21 protein-coding genes are annotated in these 19,949 nt (G+C 40.7%); 10 read left to right on the forward strand and 11 right to left on the reverse strand.

Annotated features, from left to right (window positions below):
• Positions 1-34: 34 nt before the first annotated feature.
• Both AC4CU0_RS07390 and AC4CU0_RS07395 read right to left on the reverse strand, forming a co-directional pair.
• A complete protein-coding gene (locus AC4CU0_RS07390; RefSeq protein ID WP_490742816.1) occupies positions 35-430 on the reverse strand; it encodes a transposase family protein in 396 nt (131 codons plus the stop codon).
• 263 nt (positions 431-693) lie between these two features.
• A complete protein-coding gene (locus AC4CU0_RS07395; RefSeq protein ID WP_490742818.1) occupies positions 694-1,782 on the reverse strand; it encodes a zinc-binding metallopeptidase family protein in 1,089 nt (362 codons plus the stop codon).
• Positions 1,783-2,229: 447 nt separating this feature from the next.
• Here AC4CU0_RS07395 and AC4CU0_RS07400 point away from each other — a divergent pair, with 447 nt between their 5' ends.
• From AC4CU0_RS07400 to AC4CU0_RS07410, 3 genes are read left to right on the forward strand one after another with little or no spacing between them, the layout of a single operon-like run.
• A complete protein-coding gene (locus AC4CU0_RS07400; RefSeq protein ID WP_180170063.1) occupies positions 2,230-2,679 on the forward strand; it encodes a CopG family ribbon-helix-helix protein in 450 nt (149 codons plus the stop codon).
• A 1-nt stretch (position 2,680) separates the two neighbouring features.
• Positions 2,681-2,878, forward strand: a complete 198-nt coding sequence (locus AC4CU0_RS07405; RefSeq protein ID WP_490742819.1) for a hypothetical protein — start codon at positions 2,681-2,683, stop codon at positions 2,876-2,878.
• Positions 2,875-3,897: an ABC transporter substrate-binding protein gene (locus AC4CU0_RS07410; RefSeq protein WP_490742820.1), complete on the forward strand. Its 1,023-nt coding sequence runs from the start codon at positions 2,875-2,877 to the stop codon at positions 3,895-3,897. Before AC4CU0_RS07405 ends, AC4CU0_RS07410 begins: the two co-directional genes overlap by 4 nt.
• A gap of 97 nt (positions 3,898-3,994) precedes the next feature.
• Here the strand turns inward: AC4CU0_RS07410 and AC4CU0_RS07415 are convergent, their stop codons facing one another.
• Together AC4CU0_RS07415 and AC4CU0_RS07420 are read right to left on the reverse strand one after the other, a co-directional pair.
• Positions 3,995-4,663, reverse strand: coding sequence for an epoxyqueuosine reductase QueH (locus AC4CU0_RS07415; protein WP_490742821.1), 669 nt, complete (start codon positions 4,661-4,663; stop codon positions 3,995-3,997).
• 145 nt (positions 4,664-4,808) lie between these two features.
• Entirely contained in the window at positions 4,809-5,249 is a 441-nt protein-coding gene (locus AC4CU0_RS07420) for an Rrf2 family transcriptional regulator (protein ID WP_490742822.1), read from the reverse strand.
• Positions 5,250-5,357: 108 nt separating this feature from the next.
• Between AC4CU0_RS07420 and AC4CU0_RS07425 the strand changes: the two genes are divergently transcribed.
• The 5 genes from AC4CU0_RS07425 to AC4CU0_RS07445 all read left to right on the forward strand — a co-directional run bounded on the left by AC4CU0_RS07425 (position 5,358) and on the right by AC4CU0_RS07445 (position 10,624).
• A complete protein-coding gene (locus AC4CU0_RS07425; RefSeq protein WP_490742823.1) occupies positions 5,358-6,245 on the forward strand; it encodes an NAD(P)/FAD-dependent oxidoreductase in 888 nt (295 codons plus the stop codon).
• 471 nt (positions 6,246-6,716) lie between these two features.
• Entirely contained in the window at positions 6,717-7,706 is a 990-nt protein-coding gene (locus AC4CU0_RS07430; RefSeq protein WP_168377507.1) for a putative oxygenase MesX, read from the forward strand.
• Between the two features lie 269 nt (positions 7,707-7,975).
• Positions 7,976-9,004 (forward strand): methionine synthase, encoded by a 1,029-nt coding sequence (locus tag AC4CU0_RS07435; RefSeq protein WP_490742824.1) that lies wholly within the window; start codon positions 7,976-7,978, stop codon positions 9,002-9,004.
• A gap of 104 nt (positions 9,005-9,108) precedes the next feature.
• A complete protein-coding gene (locus AC4CU0_RS07440; protein ID WP_180023652.1) occupies positions 9,109-9,603 on the forward strand; it encodes a flavin reductase in 495 nt (164 codons plus the stop codon).
• Positions 9,604-9,823: 220 nt separating this feature from the next.
• Entirely contained in the window at positions 9,824-10,624 is an 801-nt protein-coding gene (locus AC4CU0_RS07445; protein ID WP_078193778.1) for a sulfite exporter TauE/SafE family protein, read from the forward strand.
• Positions 10,625-10,764: 140 nt separating this feature from the next.
• Here the strand turns inward: AC4CU0_RS07445 and AC4CU0_RS07450 are convergent, their stop codons facing one another.
• The 7 genes from AC4CU0_RS07450 to AC4CU0_RS07480 form a co-directional block, all read right to left on the reverse strand.
• Positions 10,765-11,094, reverse strand: a complete 330-nt coding sequence (locus AC4CU0_RS07450; RefSeq protein ID WP_117007380.1) for a DMT family transporter — start codon at positions 11,092-11,094, stop codon at positions 10,765-10,767.
• 7 nt (positions 11,095-11,101) lie between these two features.
• Positions 11,102-11,983 (reverse strand): hypothetical protein, encoded by an 882-nt coding sequence (locus AC4CU0_RS07455; protein ID WP_490742825.1) that lies wholly within the window; start codon positions 11,981-11,983, stop codon positions 11,102-11,104.
• On the reverse strand, positions 11,980-12,996 hold the full coding sequence (locus tag AC4CU0_RS07460) for an isopenicillin N synthase family dioxygenase (protein ID WP_490742826.1): 1,017 nt from the start codon (positions 12,994-12,996) through the stop codon (positions 11,980-11,982). Before AC4CU0_RS07460 ends, AC4CU0_RS07455 begins: the two co-directional genes overlap by 4 nt.
• Before the next feature lie 81 nt (positions 12,997-13,077).
• Positions 13,078-13,959 (reverse strand): ABC transporter ATP-binding protein, encoded by an 882-nt coding sequence (locus tag AC4CU0_RS07465; RefSeq protein WP_490742828.1) that lies wholly within the window; start codon positions 13,957-13,959, stop codon positions 13,078-13,080.
• The gene (locus AC4CU0_RS07470; RefSeq protein WP_490742830.1) at positions 13,959-14,903 is read right to left on the reverse strand and encodes an ABC transporter permease; all 945 of its coding nucleotides are present in this window, start codon (positions 14,901-14,903) and stop codon (positions 13,959-13,961) included. Before AC4CU0_RS07470 ends, AC4CU0_RS07465 begins: the two co-directional genes overlap by 1 nt.
• A gap of 188 nt (positions 14,904-15,091) precedes the next feature.
• Positions 15,092-15,793, reverse strand: a complete 702-nt coding sequence (locus AC4CU0_RS07475; RefSeq protein WP_490742831.1) for an SIR2 family NAD-dependent protein deacylase — start codon at positions 15,791-15,793, stop codon at positions 15,092-15,094.
• Positions 15,794-15,897: 104 nt separating this feature from the next.
• The gene (locus tag AC4CU0_RS07480; protein ID WP_490742832.1) at positions 15,898-16,833 is read right to left on the reverse strand and encodes a LysR substrate-binding domain-containing protein; all 936 of its coding nucleotides are present in this window, start codon (positions 16,831-16,833) and stop codon (positions 15,898-15,900) included.
• Positions 16,834-17,079: 246 nt separating this feature from the next.
• On the opposite strand from AC4CU0_RS07480, the gene AC4CU0_RS07485 reads away from it, so the two are divergent.
• Positions 17,080-18,300, forward strand: coding sequence for an acyl-CoA dehydrogenase (locus AC4CU0_RS07485; RefSeq protein WP_490742834.1), 1,221 nt, complete (start codon positions 17,080-17,082; stop codon positions 18,298-18,300).
• A gap of 209 nt (positions 18,301-18,509) precedes the next feature.
• Complete coding sequence (locus AC4CU0_RS07490; RefSeq protein ID WP_180050987.1) at positions 18,510-19,937, forward strand: MFS transporter; 1,428 nt, start codon at positions 18,510-18,512, stop codon at positions 19,935-19,937.
• The last annotated feature ends 12 nt before the right edge of the window (positions 19,938-19,949 follow it).

The following is a 19,949-nucleotide window of genomic DNA, read 5'->3' on the forward strand; positions in this document are numbered from 1 at the left end:
CTGTACTTTGAAAGTGTGGGTCTTTTTCTTGCCGCTATAGCTTTTCTTCTGTTTTTTTAGGCCTTTGGATTGGAATTTCTGTGGCATCCACGATCACAACATTCCAATCGATGCCTTCGCCCTCGGGTAAATCTTTGGGTAAATTAAAGAGATTGGACCGAATCAGGCAGTCTTCAACATGACGGACAATTCTTGAGGCTGTGGGCTCTGAAACCCCGTAGCTCGTCGCAACGTGAAATAAGGTTCGGTATTCCCGCCAATAGGTTAGACAGAGCAGAACCTGGTCTTCCAGGCTTAACTTGGGCGGTCTGCCTTTGGCAGGGACATGTTTCTTCAATTGCTCAACCATCAAATAGAAAGTTGACCATGAGATGCCTGTGTATCGCTTGAACTGAGGATCAGAAAGCTTGTTTGAATCGATGTATTTCATCCGCAGATTATGCACGAATGCTAAGAAATCCGGAGTGCAAATATTAACCAAAAAGAAGATCGTTTTTTGATTTATGAAAGAGATCTATTTATAGAGTTTATTGATTGGTGACTATTGTTTATTTGATAGGTTATGAAAATGTTTCATAGGAATTGAAAATTTAAAATAAAGGTCTATTTAAATTTTTTTCTGATCAACCTATAAGTCAGTATGAGTTAAATATAGCGTTGAAATAGAAATCGAAGTTATATCCTTTGTTTTATTTAATCTAATTGTGCTGCTGATTTTTTAAGTGTCATATTGAGCAGTTTATGATGAATAAACCGCAATTTATCCAATACTGGATTCGATAATGTAAATGGATATGCATCATCTAGCCCCATGCTGCGGTTCAATGCATTTAAGTTAAAAGTCAACGTCATCCAGTGCTGCAGCAAAAGATCAAAATTCTGAGCGCCAATCGGGTTTTCTTTTAATTCTAAATTATTCAGATCCGACTTATTGGTTTTGACCACTAATCCGGCATAGTAGGCGGTTTCCAGAGTGTCCATCATGTGCAGATAATGCGCCCATGTTTCCGCCCAATCTTCCCAAGGGTGCGTACTGGCATAAGAACTGACATAGCAATCCGCCCAATTCTGCGGCGCGCCGTCATTATAATGCCGTCTCAACGCTTCAGCATAATCTTGCCGTTCATCACCAAACAGTTCCCGAAATTCATCAATCAGTTCTGGGTGTAAATGTTTAATCAAATCAAAATAATAATGACCGCTTTCATGTCTGAAATGACCTAAAAGCGTGCGGTAGTTTTCACCCATTTTTATACGCGTTGTTTCGCGGTAAATCACATCTGCTTCACTGGCATTTAAGGTAATAATTCCATTGGCATGACCGGTCATAACAGGTGTATTTTCTGTTGGCATCAGAAAATCAAAACGAAGTCCAAAACGGTCATCTTGGCTGCGTTTAGGACGCGGCATGGTATTGAGCTGCTGCATTAAATACAAAAAACGCCGTTTAGCATGTTCCAATCGTGCCCAGTACACAATATGGTCTGGGTTATCTAAGTTGGGAATGGTGTGTGTGAGCAGGCAGGATTCACAGTAAATTTCTTCACTGTCGGCAGGCACCATCCAGTTACATACCTGATGATGCTGATAATTATGACAAGGTTTAAAGCGTTTTCCCTTTATTTCAGGATTTAACGTAAGCCATAGCGTACTGCTGTGCTGTTCAAAACAGCCCATTTGCTTTTCAGAGGCAATATAACCCAGCGCAGTCTGACAATTGACACAGTGTGAATTGGCAAAAAAGATTTGGTTAGAACATACCGCGCAGCTGAAATACTTCATAGGCGTTGAGTGATGAATAGAATGATCAATCAGTATAAATGATGTTCAATGTTGATGAAATAAATTGAACTTCGAGTTTGTTACATGTCGGTCAATGCTCTTGCTTAAGAACAACGCCCTTAATAAATGGTCCTTCATCAAATGACACATCACAGCAATAGTGCAAATAAGTCGCTATTAGTGCATTTATTGCACAAATGATGAACAGTAAAATCTAAAAGAAAGTTAAAAGTCCAAAAAATCGATCATTTTTTGTATTTCTCACTTGGCACAGATTCTGCATTTCTATCGATATTACGAAATAAATATTTTGTATTACTTAAACAGGAGATGCATATGAACCGCCATCAATCTGCAACATTTCTGCATCAATTAAAGCATTTATTTATTGAACTACTGAGCGCCCGTGCGGGTTTCTATATTCAGCAAAAAAAATAAGGAAAAACAGTGCCTAAACAAAAGCTGGCGCGTATCAGTATTACAGTGCCTGAAAAAACAGTCGATGCTTTGGATCAAAAAATTGTCGATCAGCATTATGAAAGCCGTTCTCAGGCCATTGTCGACATGATCAATAAGCATCTGATTGCCGATCAGGAGCTGCGCAACGAAGTGATGGTCGGCACGTTTACCTTACTTTATGACGCAAGTAGTACGGCGCTACGTATTCAGCTTTTAGATTTACAGCAGCAGTTTTTAGAACAAGTGGTGAGTTCGCTGCATATTCAACTCGATGACCACAAAATTTTAGAAGTCATGATTCTGCAAGGCGTCAGTTCAGAGCTCAAAGTTATCAGTCAGCATTTTTCAGCACTTAAAGGTGTGATTAAAGGACATTTGGAGTTGATGGACGCTGTAATGCCGCCAATTCCGCAAAATGCAAAGGATTTAGGAGTTTAAAATGGGCCAATTATACCGTTCACAAGATCAGTTTAAAGATCAAATCACAAACCAAAAGCAAGCAAATGCCAATGCAGGCAACGATAGACCAAATCGTGCAAAGCGTAATGCTCAATCAGTCAGTAATCCGAATACACCATCGTTTTTGAACACCAATACCAAATTTAACTGTAATGCCATCGGGGAAATCTCACTATGATCAAAAAAGCCTGCTTATCTGCATCCGTTGTGACCGCTATCTTACTGGGTGGCTGTGACAATACGGCCAAAACACCTGAACCAAACGCGCAAGCAGAAGGCACAGTCAATACAAAAGCCATTACGATCGGCTATAGCGACTGGCCTGGTTTTGTCGCATGGCAAGTTGCTATTGAAAAAGGCTGGTTAAAAGAAGCCGGTGTCAATGTGGACTTTAAATGGTTTGATTATTCAGCTTCACTATCTGCATTTGCTGCAAATCAGTTGGATGCCGTTTTGGTCACCAATGGCGACAACTTAGTCACAGGTTCTGGCGGCACAAAAGGCGTCATGATTATGGCGACGGACTATTCTGCGGGTAATGATGTCATCATTGCTAAAGATGGCATCAATAGCTTAACTGATTTAAAAGGAAAAAGTGTCGCAACAGAAAAAGGCTTGGTTGATCATTTGCTTTTGACGACGGCGTTGGATGATGCAAAAATTCAAGCTTCTGAAGTGAAATTGGTCAACACCATGACCAACGAGCTGCCACAAGTATTTGCAAGTCCTGATATTGCAGCGATTGCCGTGTGGCAACCGGTCGCAAATCAAGCTTTGAAAGCGGTAGCAGGTTCTAAAATCATTTATACATCGAAAGATAAACCCGGTCTGATTTACGACACATTAACCGTCAACATGACGCATTTATCTGCCAACAAAGAAGAATGGAAAAAAATCATTCAAGTTTGGGATAAAACGGTTAAATACATCAACGACCCTGCAACGCATGCCGATGCAGTGAAAATCATGTCGACCCGTGTTGGCGTTGATCCTGCACAATATGAACAGTTTATTGGAGGGACACATTTACTGGATTTAGCTGCCAATAAACAAGTCTTTAAAAAAGGAACAGGTTTTGACTCAATTTATGGCTCTAGTTACCACGTAAATAAATTTAATGTTGCTAATGGCATTTATAAAACCGAAATGGATGTCGATGGATCAATCTATCCAACATTGGTTGAAGAACTGAAATAAGTTGAAACGTAATTCAAAAAAAGCCCTGAATAGTGTAAATTCTTCGGGGCTTAACAACATCAAATTAATATCAATGAAAGATAGCGAAGTGCAGAACTTAAGCTTCCTCATCCATCGCATTGGAATAAAACTTCACCCCTAATTTTATTCGGTCACGGCCTTGGCTCATGCGCCAGCGATTGGTATCGCGCAGTGAATAGACACAGCCGCAGTATTCCTGCTGATAAAATTCTTCTTTTTTACTGATTTCCAGCATACGTACAGCACCGCCATTTTTACGCCAGTTATAGTCCCAATAGGTTATTCCGTCATAATGTGAAGCTGAACGATGCCCGCAGTCATTAATCTGCTTCATATTTTTCCAGCGTGAAATTCCCAGTGAGCTACTAATTAAGCTAAAACCATGTTCTGCCGCATAAAGTGCAGTACGCTCGAAGCGCATATCAAAACACATCGTGCAACGAATGCCTTTTTCAGGCTCATTTTCCATACCTTTAGCGCGAGCAAACCAATTGTCTGTGTCATAGTCAGAGTCAATAAACGGAATGTTATGTTTCTCGGCAAAGCGGATATTTTCCTCTTTACGGATTTCATATTCTTTCACAGGATGAATATTGGGATTGTAAAAGAAAATTGAAAAATCGATACCTGATTCAATTAATGTTTCCATGACTTCGCCAGAACAGGGCGCACAGCAAGAATGCAATAAAAGCTTGTCATGACCTGTTGGGAGCGTCAGTTTCTGACGGTCAAGTTTGTTAGACATAATCATAAGCTATAAATATAAACTTTATATTTTAGCGATTCATGGACATGTCAAAGCTCGAATATGCTGATTTTTTCTAAGTTTGAGCTGAGTCAGATTCAGTACAGTGACTTAAAATTGAAACAAATTTGTATATCTATTTATTTTATTTCACGTTCATTTGCTGATTCCATTCAATTTGAAAATCATGTGCCAATTGGTCTAATTGAGTTGCTTTCAGGTTTTTAATCAGCACTTCTTGCGCTTCAAAAAAGGCATGATCAAGCGCCCGATTGACCACCAGTTCTACCAAGCAATCTGGTGCTGAATGTTCATTGCCTATCGCAAAAATTGAAGGTTCACCGACAGCAAGGTAAATGTCATACAGCGAAATGTCATGCAGGGGTTTAATCAAACACCAGCCACCACCTGGGCCTTTCTCAGAATCAACATATCCATGCTTTTTTAAACCCGACATGGTTCTACGTACGACAACAGGGTTTGTTTCTAGCATTTCGGCAATCTGATCGGATGTAAAAGGCTTATTTTCACGCGCCATATGTAGCAGGACATGCAGCATTCGTGAAAGTTTACTGTCTTTACGCATGAGGAAATTGATTATCGGAGAAATTGATAGATTGTAACATTAAAAGTTTCTTATACATGGATTAAATGATATAGTAACTTCAAAAGTTACATATTAGGGATTATGAACATGAATTATGAAGTTGTGATTATTGGAGGCAGTTATGCAGGGCTTTCTGCAGCTTTACCTTTAGCACGTGCGCGCCGCCGTATTTTAATTATTGATGCAGGGCAACGTCGTAATCGTTTTGCTGAACATTCACATAATTTTTTGACGCAAGATGGCCGATCACCTAGAGCTATTGCAGAAGAAGCTAAAGCACAATTAGAAAAGTATTCCACGATTTCATGGCTTGCTGAAACGGTTACAGATGTAAAAGCAGTTGATGGAAAATATTCAGTTATCGCAGGTGATCAGCAAATTCAAGCTGAAAAAATAATTATTGCCACCGGCGTACGTGACGAATTTCCTCAAGTGAATGGTTTAGCCGAACGTTGGGGGCAATCTATTTATCACTGCCCATATTGTGATGGTTATGAACTGAACTTAGGTGAAATTGGCATGTTAGTGTCGGGTATGCACTCATTGCACATGGCGTTAATGTTGCCAGATTGGGGCAATACTACTTTATTTTTAAATGATGCAATTGCTGTAGATCAATTGGATGATGAGTTATTAGCGAAGCTTTCTAAACGTCAAATTCAGATCGAAACGCGTAAAATCGACCATATTGAAGGTCATTGTGACGTTGTAATGGCAGATGGTGAACGAATTAAATTGAATGGCTTATTTGTTTCTACTGTTACTCGTTTGCAATCGAACTGGATTCAGCAGTTAGGTTTAGAGATAGACTGCAATGAATATGGCGAGGCCATTAAAACTTCGCCAGCAAAAGAAACAAATGTTAAAGGAATTTATGCTTGCGGTGATGTCACACGTTCAGGTGGTTCAGTTGCTTTATCCGTAGGTGATGGAGCAATGACAGGGATTGTCGCGCATAAATCTTTTATTTTTTAAAGTGATTGCATAGTAGTTTACAAAAATAGGGCAAGTATCTAAATGATAAATTTGGGTACTTGTAACTAAATATCAGAAATTAAAAACCAGTTAATAATTTGATCTTCTCTCAGTTTAAGCTGAGTTTAATTCACTTAGAACGATAAATAATCATATTCTAAAAGCGGACATACTTATCGATGATTTTCATTTTATCCTAAAAAGTCAGTAGAATATAGATATAAATACTTATTAAAAAATATCATAAAGCATTGTTTATATTTAATTTAATTTAAAATTATTTATATCCAGATTATTTTTAAAATGCTCTCATCGAGCCAAGTTGAAATATATTCATCCTATAAAATTACCAAACATGAATTTCACTCACTTTGTGTTGAGTTTAAATCATTTTTATTCATCTTAAGATTCACGTATAAATTACTCCATACAGAAATTTTGATTATTTTAATTTTAGGGTTGTGAATCTCCATGAGTAATAAATTTGCATGTTCAATCAAACGTATCCGTTTTGATGAAAACTATAAACCAGCTGACAATACACGTCTAACAACGAACTTTGCTAACTTGGCGCGCGGTGAGCACCGTGAAGAAAATTTGCGCCGTACCTTGGCAATGATTAATAACCGCTTCAACACTTTGGCCAGCTGTGATAACCCAAATGCGGATCGTTATTCACTTGAAATTGACATTATTTCTGCTGAGCTGGATGTAGAAGGCAACGGTCAAACTTTCCCGTTTATTGAAACTTTAAAAAGTACCATCATCGACCATAAAACCAATGAACGCATTGAAGGCATGATTGGCAACAGTTTTTCTTCGTATGTACGTGACTATGACTTCAGCGTAGTATTACCAGCACTCGGTTGCAAATTCAATGAAAAACCTGAAGATTTTGGCGATTTACACGGCAAGCTTTATCAACATTTGATCAATTCAGACGTATTCAAAGCTGAATTTAAAAAACAGCCTGTGATTTGCTTAAGTGTTTCAACGACAAAAACTTATTACCGTACTGCAAATGTACATCCGATCTTAGGTGTGGAATACACCAATGATGACCATTCACGTACCGATGACTATTTTGCAAAAATGGGCTTAAGCGTTCGTTACTTCAAACCTGAAAATGCGACTGCACCATTGGCATTCTATTCAGCAAATAACTTGCTCAGCGACTATACAGATTTCGAACTGATCAGCGCGATCAGCACCATGGAAAGCTTCCAAAAAATCTACCGTCCTGAAATTTACAATACCAATGCGACAGCAGGTTTAGTGTATCAACCAAGCTTAAGCTTTGGCGATTACTCATTAACCCGTATTGTGTATGACCGTGTTGAACGTGGTCAGTTGGCGGTTAAACAGGGCAAATGGACGGAAGAGAACTTTATCCAGCCATATCAAGACATTTTGAATGAGTGGGCGGCTAATTTTAGTATTGAAAATGCAGATGCAGCTTAATTTTAAATCATGAGTGATTTAAAGCAGCTGTTTTAAAGAATATGTTTCATGCATCAGTTAATTTGTGATCAATATTTATTTCATAAAGAAATTTCCCTCTCCTTTTAAGGAGAGGGTTAGGGAGAGGATTTATATGAAAATCTCCCTGATCCTCTTGCGGAGCATGCTCCTCATCCCAAAGGGAGAAGGGACTCTCAATATGAATTTAATAATCAATTGATCACATTTTGTTTTTGCGAAATTTAGAATATAGAGATAGAAGATCGAATATGGCCATTTTACTCCCAACTTCAACTGCTGGTAGCTTACCTAAACCATCTTGGCTGGCTGAACCTGAAAAACTGTGGTCAGCATGGAAACTTGAAGGCGAAGAATTATTATATGCAAAACGTGATGCGTTGAAATTATCTTTGCATGAACAAATCCATGCAGGCATTGATATTGTCAGCGATGGCGAACAAACCCGTCAGCATTTTGTGACTACGTTTATTGAACATCTTGAAGGTGTAGATTTCGAAAAGCGTGAAACGATGCGTATTCGAAATCGTTATGATGCAAGTGTACCGTCTGTGGTGGGTGAAGTATCGCGTAAGAAAGCAGTGTTTGTTGATGATGCAAAATTCCTACGTAGCCAAACCAATCAGCCGATCAAATGGGCGCTGCCTGGCCCAATGACTATGATTGATACCTTGTATGATGGTCATTACAAGAGCCGTGAAAAATTGGCTTGGGAATTTGCTAAAATCCTGAATCAAGAAGCTTTAGAGCTTGAAGCGGCAGGCGTAGATATCATTCAATTTGATGAGCCTGCGTTTAACGTATTTTTTGATGAAGTCAATGACTGGGGTATTGCGACATTAGAGCGTGCGCTTGAAGGTTTGAAATGCGAAACAGCCGTTCATATTTGCTATGGTTATGGCATTAAAGCCAATACCGATTGGAAACAGACTTTGGGTAATGAATGGCGCCAATACGAAGAATCATTCCCGAAACTGCAGCAATCTAAGCTCGATATTATCTCACTTGAATGCCAAAACTCTCGTGTACCCATGGATTTAATTGAACTCATCCGCGGTAAAAAAGTGATGGTTGGCGCAATTGATGTAGCAACCAATCAGGTTGAAACAGCAGAAGAAGTAGCCAATACATTACGCAAAGCGCTTCAGTTTGTAGATGCCGATAAGCTATATCCTTCAACGAACTGCGGTATGGCACCTTTACCTCGCCAAGTGGCGCAAGGCAAACTAAATGCGCTAAGCGCAGGCGCTGCCATTATTCGCCAAGAATTGACCGCATAAATTCGAGCTGACTCAATTTCATGTAAGGGCAATAAGGAAATTAAATTTGCTATTGCCCAAACCTGAGAAAGAGATAAGCCATATAGACCATTGAGATTGAAGAGATGATTGAAGCAACTGATTTTAGAAATGCAATGTCTTTATTGACGACTGCAGTCAACGTGATTACGACTGAGGGTGAAGCAGGCATGCATGGATTTACAGCATCAGCCGTATGCAGTGTGACAGATACACCGCCAACTTTGCTGGTTTGTATGAATCAATCATCTCGTTCTCATGCGCATTTTCTTGAAAATAAAGTTCTGTCTGTCAATGTTTTAGGTGCACAGCATGAGCAAATTTCCAATGCTTTTGCTTCAAGCAAATTCAATTCGGAAGAGCGTTTTAAATTGGGTTCTTGGACTGTATTAGAAACAGGTTCACCAATATTAAAAGATGCTTTAGTTAGTTTTGACTGTCAGATTGAACAGATTCAAGAAGTGGGTACGCACAGTGTGTTTATGTGCCGTGTGGTTGCAATCAAGCAAAGTCAGCAGGAGGAAAGTTTGGTGTATTTCAACCGTGCTTATCATGCTGTGGGTCAAGTGGAGTTGGCTTAATCACTTCGTGATTTATTTTTAATCAATATTAGATTTCTTGCCAAAGTCAAAAAACATTCAGAATGTGATTTTAAATGAGTAACTAAAAGTTGCTTCTCCCTTTGTGATGAGGAGCATGTTCCTCATCCTTTAAAAAAGGAGAGGGAACATTCATTATTCACCGAATGATAGTACATATTTGATTTATACAAGATTTCTCTTCATTTTAAATCGGTATATTGTGGAACTCATTACTTTCTTAATTATTGGCGCATTTGCTGGTTTTGCTGCAGGGCTGTTTGGCGTTGGCGGCGGTACTATCATTGTGCCATTGCTCTATATTGTTTTTAGCCAAATGGGTTATAGTCCCGATGTGATTATGCATTTGGCGCTCGGCACATCTTTGGCTACGATTGTTGTGACGTCTATCAGTTCATTGATGGCGCATAATAAAAATGGCGCTGTGATTTGGCCTGTATTTAAAAATTTAGCTCCGCCAATGGCGATTGGCTGTTTTGCAGGCGCGGGCATTGCAGGCTGGCTGTCAGGTTTGCATCTGCAAATGATTGTCGGTGTGTTTTTACTTTGGGTGGCTTATAACATGTTTATGGGTGCAAAAAAGCCAGTCGATCCCAACAAAACACTGCCATCTACAGGCAAGCAAATTGTGGCGGGTTCGGGTATTGGCGTTGCATCTGCCATCTTCGGTATTGGTGGTGGCAGTATTACAGTGCCGTATTTAACGGCAAATGGCGTGGTGATGCAAAAAGCGGTCGGGACGTCTGCCGCTTGCGGTTTACCTATTGCCATTGCTGGTGCATTAGGCTTTATGTTTTTTGGTATGCAACAGCAAGTTGAAATTCCAAATACCATTGGCTTTATTCATATTTATGCCTTTTTGGGCATTAGTGTGATGAGTTTCTTTACGGCTAAATATGGCGCGAAAACTGCGCATGCGCTTTCACCAGCAGTACTGAAAAAATGTTTTGCTGTGCTGTTATGTATTGTTGGATGTTTTTTTCTAGTGAAAGGCATTTTATAGAAGCCGACAGATCACAGTTAATTCATTCGAAACGTATGCTCTAGTGTGCAACAGCTAGCTAGAGCATTTTTATCTATAGCAATTTAAGTCTTTAAAATTTCAGAAATATTATTTAAAAACTACATTTCAAAACTGACATTTCAAAGCTCTGTGCTTTTAGAAAAAACATTGATAATCACAATGCCTAATAAAATAAAGGCCAAACCAATCATGGCAGGCAGGTCTAAATTTTGTTTAAACACAACCCAGCCCACACATGAAATAAGCACAATGCCTGCAGCGGACCACATGGCGTAGGCTAAGCCCATGGGAATCGATTTAAAGGTCAAACCTAAAAAAAAGAGCGCAATGGCATAGCCCAACACGGTAAAAATAATCGGTACTAGTTCGGTAAAGCCATTACTGGCTTTTAAGGCGGATGTAGCAATCACTTCGGCAATGATTGCAATGAGCAAATATATAAACGACATTGATTTCCTATAGGCATTCTACTGCATGGTGCAAGAGGTGCTGTTTTTCATTTCGTAACCAATCTGTGCTTTCTGTCGTGGTATCAGTGTGATGCTGAAATGCATAATGTGGAACATAAATATCCAACTCGAACATCAGCTGTACTGCTTGACCATTAATAATTACGTTTTGCTTTAAATGTGTTTCATCAATAACTTCAAAATGATCAAAGTTAAGCACTTGATTTTGCTGAGATGAAGTCGTTGTATAGTGCTTATGCAGACAATCTACAGCGATGGAAACTTCAAAGCTTTCAATCACCGCTTTATACATAGTAGGTGCAGATGATATGTCGATGCTGGCAACTGTTTGCTGATCTGTAGGTAAACGGCTCAGTGCAAAGGCCACATACTTATCACAAATAATTAAACCACCATCCATCGGCAATGGTTGATGACTTTCTACATCGAGGGCTGACTTCAACCGCAGGCCTAAAAATAGCCCTTCATGAACTTGCTGACGCCAGTCTTCGACATACACATTGCTTGGAGAGAATTCTAAAATACAGTTGCCAATCGCATGCAGTTTGGCAGGTTCTGGCCATTGCACATGATTTTGATAATTTGAGTGTGCTTTAACATCCCAAGACAATAATTGCTGTTCAGCATCCCAAAGAGTGTTGCCAATCCAGCCTTGACGCTCATTTACTGGCGTATTTTCTTGGCTTTTTAAACGTAGATCGATGGTGAAACTACGTGACTGAAACCAATACACAATGGTTTTTTCATCCGTTAAACCATTTGAAAAACTGATACTTTTACGGCGAAAAGCACCATACAAATAGTCTGGAATAGGACCTGAAACCTCTTGGCTGGCTGGAAGCTGTGCTAAAGCCTGAAATAGATTCATGCGCTTGCTCCTTGTACTTCTGTATTTTCATCCATACCAAATGATGACAAAGGCACAGCATTTCTTAGACTCAGCTCTCCTGAAGCGATACGTTTTTTGAGATAACTAAAGGTTTGCGCGGTTTGATTAAATAAATGTTCGCCACCAATTAGGGGCTGATATTTGGGCGCTTCAGTAGAATGTACAGGCTCAATAATTGTGTCGTAATTACAGGCACAGAACAGAGGGAAAGAGTAGCGCTCTTCAGAGACTTTTTTAACACGGTGCTTGGTGGCCAAATATTTGCCATTCGACAAAATTTCCATCATGTCGCCAATATTCATCACCAAAGTATTTTCAATCAATGGAATATCCATCCATTCACCTTGTTTATTGAGTACCTGTAAACCCGGTGCCGTCGGCAAGAGCAGTGTAAAACATTCATAGTCTGTATGTGCGCCAATGCCTTCAGCATCTTTCACTTCAGGGTTATACGGGTAATGGATTAAACGCAGTTGACTGGTCGCATGGGTAATTTTGCGATCAAAAAAATGCTCATCTACATTCAATGCTAAAGCAAAGGCCTGAAAAATCTGCTCGCTAATACTGCGTAAATGGCAATAATAATCACTGACCGTACTTTTAAATGTGGCATCATCTGGCCATAACGTAGGGCCCAGCAAGGGAAATGCCGTCGTTTCGCCGTGGTAATCATAATTAACGTCATAGGCTTCTTTTAAGTCGTAGCTGTTACCTGCAAATTGTTCTTCACCAATTGGCACATAGCCACTATGATTTTTCGACAGCCCAATATAGTGTTGCATTTTACTGGCGGTATCTTGTTGAAAATAACGCTTTGCAACCTGAATCAGTGATGTCGCAAAATCAAAATTGAACTGATCACCTTTTAAATAAAGAAAACCAACATCTTTACAGGCTTGATCCAATGCAGAGGCTACTTCTAAGCGTTCTGACAGTAGCGTGCTTTGCATTTTTGAAATATCAACAAGTGGCAAAACATAAGATTCATTCATCTTCAATTCCTATAATGTTGGCCGTCCAACGCTGTAGTACATCATTTAGGCCGTCCTAAAGATGAAGAGGGATTAATCCAGTTATTTTTGCGTACTGACTTGGGTCATACGCGGAATTTTCGGTAGGTTTTCCATCGCTGGGTCGAGCTCGTCTTCCTGTGCATGTACCAAGAAATCTACCCGTTCGCGCAGTTGTTTAAATTCAGGACTCAGCATGAGTTCAGGATTACGAGGACGGGGTAAATCGACCTCAATTATTTCTTTAATTTCACCAGGATTGGCTTTGAGCGCCACAATACGATCCGCCAATAATATGGCTTCATCCATGTCGTGGGTCACAAAAATGATGGTGATATCAATGTTTTGCCAAAGATCCATTAAATGTTTTTGCATTTTTTGACGGGTATGCGGATCAAGCGCGCCAAACGGCTCATCCATCAATAATATTTTGGGTTCATTGACCAATGCGCGGGCAATGGCAACGCGTTGTTTCATCCCGCCAGAAAGCTGATGCGGGTACTGATCTTGGTATTTTTCTAGACCAATAATATCAATCCATTCTCGGGCGCTGGATTCAGCCGAAGCATTGCTGGCACCTTTCATTAAAGGGCCAAACATCACATTTTCTTTGACCGTTTTCCATGGAAAAAGCGTGTAGCCTTGAAACACCATGCCACGCTCAGGGCTTGGGCCTTCAATCGCTTGGCCATCGACCAGCAATTCACCGCTACTGTAAGGATCAAGCCCAGCCACAATTCGGCTAAAGGTCGATTTACCGCAACCCGATGGGCCAATCACGCAGATAAATTCACGTTTATGAATCTTTAAATCCAACTGATTTAAAATAGTGCGTTCAGTTTTGCCGTGTTTGAAACTTTGTGTAAGTTTTTTTGCTTCTAAAATGACAGGGCGTGCATAAATTGCATCGAAATAAGTGGTGGCATTAAACTCTGTGATGTTCATTATTTTGCTCCTGCTTTCCATTTAAATAGACGTTGACCGAGTTTCATTAGCACCACATCGCACACCAAACCAATCACCCCAATGATGAGGATCGCGGCATAGACATTGTCAAAGTTTTGGTAACGCGCTTGTTGGGTGATAAACCAGGTAATCCCAGAGGTTGTGCCGATCAGTTCAGATACGATCAGATAGGTCCAAGCCCAGCCGAGCAATACACGCAAGTCGCGGTAAATATCAGGAAGCGCTGCTGGAATCACCACATGAAATAAGCTTTTCAATTTATTGGTGCCCAGCGTAAAACCTGCTTCGATCAGGCCACGGTCAACCATCCGTGTGGTATTGGCAATAATCAGAATTTGCTGAAACAGCGTACCAATCACGATAATGGCGATTTTAGGTGCATCATTAATACCTAAAATCGCAACGGCTAATGCACCAAAAGCAGGAGCGGGCAAGTAGCGGAAAAACTCAACAAAGGGTTCGGTCAGTTGTGATATTTTTTGAGAAAAACCGCAAAGAATACCTAGCGGAATACCGATGAGAGAGGCAATAAAAAAAGCGCTGAACACAATTTTAATACTGTGCCATAAGCTTTGATGAAACCATGGGGCATCAGGTTGGGCAGGTGGAGTTATAAAGGCCGTAACTAATGCTTTTGCTACTTCGTGCGGTGCAGGTAAATAGATTGGATTGACCAGTTTACCTTGAGGTGGTGCTAAACCTGCATTGACCGCAGATTGCGCTTCGGCATAAAACACCGCTTTGTCTACACGGCTATCCACCTGAAAATACGGCACACTGCCAGACTGCGTAATTTGCACCTGTGGATGCCATAAAAATGGCAAATAACTCACTGCACACCAAATAAGCACAGGAATTAAAAATGATCCGAAGCCGAGCAATAGCTTACTTTTTGGACTGAGCTCTCTTGCGACATAACCCATACTGACCAAGCCCCAATATTACTTTTTTAATAAAACGTAATACTGTTAAGCAATTTGAATGCCAGACGCGTGTATGTCGTGATTTATTGGACTTAAGCCAAGTTAGATAGGCTATAAACAGCAAAAAGCCTGCAAAAGAAGCAGGTAATATTAGTTTTTTTGATCGATACTGATGCCAAAATGTGCTTTTATGGCGCAACCAATTGCGTAAACAGTTTTTTCATTCCTTCACTCGCGCCTGCTTTAATCAATTGATACTGCTCAGGTACGCGTTGATAGTCTGCTTTCGGGTCGATATAAAATGCACGGCAGTTGGCAGGGATTTCGTGAATTAATCCAGCCACAGGATAGACAGCTAGACTTGTGCCAATCACAATAAAAATATCTGCTGTTTGTACACTTACACTGGCATCTTCATAGGCAGGAACTGCTTCGCCAAACCAGACCACATGTGGCCGTAAAGGATAACCCTCAGGGCATTTGTCGGTCTCTAAGTTTAAATCAGTACCTTCAATAGGGAAAAATTCCTGCGTGTATTGCGCCTGAGGGCCAGAGCTTTTTGCGTAACGAATATTGCCATGCAGATGCAGTACATTGTGACTGCCTGCACGTTCATGTAGATCATCAATATTTTGTGTGATGACTTGTACATCAAAAAAATCATCGAGTTCAGCAATCAATCTATGAGCTGTATTTGGCTCTGCGGCTAAAATATGTTTACGGCGTTCATTATAAAAACGCTGTACTAAAGCTGGATCGCGTGCCCAAGCTTCAGGTGTGGCCACATCTTCAATGCGATGCTGCTCCCAAAGACCATTACTGTCACGGAAGGTATTGATGCCGCTTTCTGCGCTCATGCCGGCACCTGAAAACACCACAATTTTTTGCATAGATATATAGCCTTATATTTTAATTGATGCGTCCATTAGGCACGGTTACATGTATTGAATGGATGATTCAGCGAATTTACTGTACTCAAAATATAGCGATTACTTCAACTGATCAGGTGCAATTCTTGTAGCACCCAATCGACAAATTTTTGTATTTGCGGTGAACTGTCTTGGCTCGAGTGGACTAAATAATATTTTCTGCTACCGTGCAATTTCTTATTTGATGCAATCACCAATTCTTTTTTTCTCAGTTCTGCTTCGATCAGCATTTGTGGAATTAGTGCCATACCCATGCCATGGCTGGCTGCCACAGAAAGCATAGAAAATAGTTCATGTCGCTGACCATCAAATGGTTTGGGATGCTGAAGCTGATGGGCTTGAAACCATTCTTGCCAAATACTTGGACGGGTGGTTTGCTGTAATAAGGGCAATTGAAGCAATTCTTCATCGCTTAAATTAAAACTGTGATCACCGGTCATTTCCGCATGGGGAAAGTTGCTTTTAATCAATTTGGGGGAACAAACGGGAACCACTTCTTCATCCATTAAATAATGCGCTTGAATGCCCGGCCAATGCTCAATTTGTTGCTGAGTTCCTGCAAAAATCGCCGCGTCAAAGACATTTTCATTAAACAAAAAAGGTTTGGTACTGGTTTCCAAATGCACGGTAATTTCAGGATGCTGTGCATTTAATTTATGTAATTTTGGCAACAGCCAACGTGTGGCAAAGGTTGGCACAACGCCCAGCTTTAAAGTACCGCCCAATCCTTTGTGCGTCATGATATCTGAGGTGCTTTTTTCGATGCCTTGCAAAAAAGGTTTAATACTTTTTGCATATTGCTTGCCTGCTTCTGTGAGATCTACACCGTGACGTGTTCGGCTAAATAGCATGATACCTAAATATTCTTCAAGCTGTTGAATTTGGCGCGACACGGCACTTTGTGTAATAAATAACTCTTGAGAAGCATGCGTATAACTTGCGTGTTTCGCAGCAGATTCAAAGCAAATTAAGCTTTGCAATGACGGAATATTGCGCCGCATAGATAAAGTCCTTTTTATCGATAGGTATCACAAAATGGCATATAAGAATGATTTTCATATACCACTATAGTCTATAAATAAAGCAATCCGCAGTTCAAATCAGTGGCTAAAGTGCTTAACACGCCGTGAACAAAGCTCAGGTATGCGAAAGGCGCATATCTACATGCAAATTAATCGTTTGAATGAATCACTTTTCACACATAGCATCGAATAAAACAACGAAAACTTGAAAAAGCAGAGGATGCGATGAATCAAATGGTCAATGTAAAAAAAGCAAAAGTACAATTTAACTGGCAAGACCCGTTTCTTTTGGAACAGCAATTAACTGAAGAAGAACGCATGATCCGTGATACTGCACATGCTTACTGCCAAGAGCGTTTACAGCCACGTGTACTCGAACAATTTCGACATGAAAAAACTGATGCATCAATTTTCCGAGAAATGGGTGAGCTTGGCTTACTTGGCCCAACGATTCCAGAGCAATACGGCGGCGCAGGTCTAAACTATGTTAGCTATGGATTAGTTGCACGTGAAATTGAATATGTAGATTCTGGCTACCGCTCTATGGCCAGCGTGCAAAGTTCTTTGGTGATGGTGCCAATTAATGAATTTGGCTCTGAAGAGCAAAAACAGAAATACCTGCCAAAGTTGGCAACAGGCGAGTACATTGGCTGTTTCGGCCTGACTGAGCCTGATCATGGCTCTGACCCGGGTAGCATGATTACTCGTGCAAAAAAAGTCGAAGGTGGCTATCGTCTCACGGGTGCAAAAATGTGGATTACCAACAGCCCAATTGCCGACGTGTTTGTTGTTTGGGCGAAAGAAGTATCGCCTGAAGGTAATGTTGGTGACATTCGTGGTTTTATTTTAGAAAAAGGCTGGGAAGGTCTATCCGCTCCTGCAATTCACGGTAAAGTTGGCTTACGTGCATCAATTACCGGTGAAATTGTCATGGACAATGTCTTTGTTCCTGAAGAGAACGCTTTTCCAGAAGTACGTGGTTTAAAAGGCCCATTTACCTGTCTAAACAGTGCACGTTATGGTATCGCTTGGGGCGCAATGGGCGCAGCTGAGTTCTGCTGGCATACAGCGCACCAATACACCATGGACCGTAAACAGTTTGGCCGACCATTGGCAGCGAATCAGTTAATTCAAAAGAAACTGGCAGATATGCAAACTGAGATAGCATTGGGTCTGCAAGCGGCACTTCGTTTTGGGCGTATGAAAGACGAAGGTATAGCTGCAGTAGAAGGCACATCACTGATTAAACGTAACAACTGTGGCAAGGCTCTAGATATTGCCCGCGTAGCGCGAGACATGATGGGCGGAAATGGCATTTCTGATGAGTTTGGTGTTGCCCGCCATCTAGTCAATCTCGAAGTCGTCAACACGTATGAAGGAACGCATGATGTACATGCACTGATCTTAGGTCGTGCGCAAACAGGCATCGCGGCTTTTGGTAACTAATTGAATTTCATATCGATAAGGTGCTCTGCATAGAGTGCCTTAGAGACTTTTTATGCAAAAATAAACTTAATCAATAAAGGATTCATCGTGAAACACTCTTGTAACTCTGTACAATAGCCTGAGCAGTGATGAAATAAAAAGAATAAAAAAGGCAAATGTGCAGACATAGGAATGCCGATGACTCATTTGGGAAAATGAGGAACAAGGAAATGAATAACGAAATGCAAAACGGAGCAGGAACGCTCAAATTGCCTTCTAACGTGGGCACGATGCATCGGATTACCAGCAACACTTGGAAAATGGCTTTTATTTTTGCCTTTATTTCCTTGGTGATTGATGGTGTAGACATCATGTTGCTGTCATTCAGCCTGACCAGTTTAAAGGCTGAATTTGGTTTAAGTACATTTCAAGCCGGAATGCTCGGTAGTTCTTCTTTAGCAGGGATGGCGCTGGGTGGTATTTCGGGTGGATGGGCGTGCGATAAATTTGGCCGTGTGAAAACTATTGCTTGGTCGGTAGTATTTTTCTCAATCATGACCTGTATTTTAGGCTTTACCCAAAGCTATGAACAATTTTTAATTTTACGTTTTATTGGCGCATTTGGTCTGGGCTCACTTTATATGGCGTGTAATACGCTCATGGCAGAATATGTACCAACCAAATACCGCACAACAGTACTTGGGACTTTGCAAACGGGTCAAACCGTGGGGTATATCGTTGCAACGCTGATGGCGGGTGCCATTATTCCAGATCACGGCTGGCGGATGCTATTTTATGTCACCATTATTCCTGCTGCATTTGCCCTGATCTTTATGCGTTTTGTTCCTGAGCCAAAATCTTGGCAGGAAGCAAAAATTGAGCAGATAAAACGCCGTGAATTAAAGCTTGAACCTGTACAGCAGCAAGCTGCAGCCAAGCAAAACGCACCTTCTGAAAGCATTTATAAACGTATTTTTGGACATACCAATCATCGTAAAATGTTCTTCTTTTGGATGTCGACCGCTGCATTTCTACAATTCGGTTATTACGGTGTCAACAACTGGATGCCAACGTATCTAGAAACCGAACTCAGCATGAACTTTAAAGCCATGACAGGCTATATGGTAGGCGCATATACCGCCATGATTCTGGGTAAAATTTTAGCAGGCTATGCCGCTGACAAATTTGGACGTCGTATTACCTTTGTGTTTGGTACGGTAGCTACGGCAGCATTCTTACCGATCATCATTTTCTATAACACACCAACCAACATCGCCTATTTACTCGTAACTTTCGGTTTCTTATACGGTATTCCATACGGTGTAAATGCAACGTATATGGCAGAAAGCTTCTCGACGGATGTACGCGGTACGGCTATTGGCGGTGCTTACAATATGGGACGTTTAGGCGCAGCCATAGCACCAGCAACCATTGGTATGATTGCCGCTGGCGGATCATTCACTATGGCCTTTATTGTAATGGGTGCTGCGTACTTTATTGCAGGTGTTATTCCGGGCTTGTTCATTCGTGAACGTCAATATGATCCCCAGCAAGCATCACTTTCTTCAGATGCGGAAAAAGAAAAACTGGCAAGTGTAGATACATATGTTGATGATGCAGAACAAAAAGCATCTGCAAAAACTGCAACAGTAAAATAATTAAAAGATCTG

It is taken from the genome of Acinetobacter sp. LipI_15 (assembly GCF_058242865.1).

Excerpts from the sequence above, each read along its gene's own strand:
- AC4CU0_RS07410 (WP_490742820.1), top strand. The coding sequence starts at position 2,875 with ATGATCAAAAAAGCCTGCTTATCTGCATCCGTTGTGACCGCTATCTTA.
- AC4CU0_RS07425 (WP_490742823.1), top strand. The coding sequence starts at position 5,358 with ATGAATTATGAAGTTGTGATTATTGGAGGCAGTTATGCAGGGCTTTCT.
- AC4CU0_RS07460 (WP_490742826.1), bottom strand. The coding sequence starts at position 12,996 with ATGAATGAATCTTATGTTTTGCCACTTGTTGATATTTCAAAAATGCAA.
- AC4CU0_RS07390 (WP_490742816.1), bottom strand. The coding sequence starts at position 430 with ATGAAATACATCGATTCAAACAAGCTTTCTGATCCTCAGTTCAAGCGA.
- AC4CU0_RS07480 (WP_490742832.1), bottom strand. The coding sequence starts at position 16,833 with ATGCGGCGCAATATTCCGTCATTGCAAAGCTTAATTTGCTTTGAATCT.
- AC4CU0_RS07420 (WP_490742822.1), bottom strand. The coding sequence starts at position 5,249 with ATGCGTAAAGACAGTAAACTTTCACGAATGCTGCATGTCCTGCTACAT.
- AC4CU0_RS07470 (WP_490742830.1), bottom strand. The coding sequence starts at position 14,903 with ATGGGTTATGTCGCAAGAGAGCTCAGTCCAAAAAGTAAGCTATTGCTC.
- AC4CU0_RS07455 (WP_490742825.1), bottom strand. The coding sequence starts at position 11,983 with ATGAATCTATTTCAGGCTTTAGCACAGCTTCCAGCCAGCCAAGAGGTT.
- AC4CU0_RS07490 (WP_180050987.1), top strand. The coding sequence starts at position 18,510 with ATGAATAACGAAATGCAAAACGGAGCAGGAACGCTCAAATTGCCTTCT.
- AC4CU0_RS07395 (WP_490742818.1), bottom strand. The coding sequence starts at position 1,782 with ATGAAGTATTTCAGCTGCGCGGTATGTTCTAACCAAATCTTTTTTGCC.
- AC4CU0_RS07415 (WP_490742821.1), bottom strand. The coding sequence starts at position 4,663 with ATGTCTAACAAACTTGACCGTCAGAAACTGACGCTCCCAACAGGTCAT.
- AC4CU0_RS07435 (WP_490742824.1), top strand. The coding sequence starts at position 7,976 with ATGGCCATTTTACTCCCAACTTCAACTGCTGGTAGCTTACCTAAACCA.
- AC4CU0_RS07475 (WP_490742831.1), bottom strand. The coding sequence starts at position 15,793 with ATGCAAAAAATTGTGGTGTTTTCAGGTGCCGGCATGAGCGCAGAAAGC.
- AC4CU0_RS07440 (WP_180023652.1), top strand. The coding sequence starts at position 9,109 with ATGATTGAAGCAACTGATTTTAGAAATGCAATGTCTTTATTGACGACT.
- AC4CU0_RS07405 (WP_490742819.1), top strand. The coding sequence starts at position 2,681 with ATGGGCCAATTATACCGTTCACAAGATCAGTTTAAAGATCAAATCACA.
- AC4CU0_RS07430 (WP_168377507.1), top strand. The coding sequence starts at position 6,717 with ATGAGTAATAAATTTGCATGTTCAATCAAACGTATCCGTTTTGATGAA.
- AC4CU0_RS07465 (WP_490742828.1), bottom strand. The coding sequence starts at position 13,959 with ATGAACATCACAGAGTTTAATGCCACCACTTATTTCGATGCAATTTAT.
- AC4CU0_RS07485 (WP_490742834.1), top strand. The coding sequence starts at position 17,080 with ATGAATCAAATGGTCAATGTAAAAAAAGCAAAAGTACAATTTAACTGG.
- AC4CU0_RS07450 (WP_117007380.1), bottom strand. The coding sequence starts at position 11,094 with ATGTCGTTTATATATTTGCTCATTGCAATCATTGCCGAAGTGATTGCT.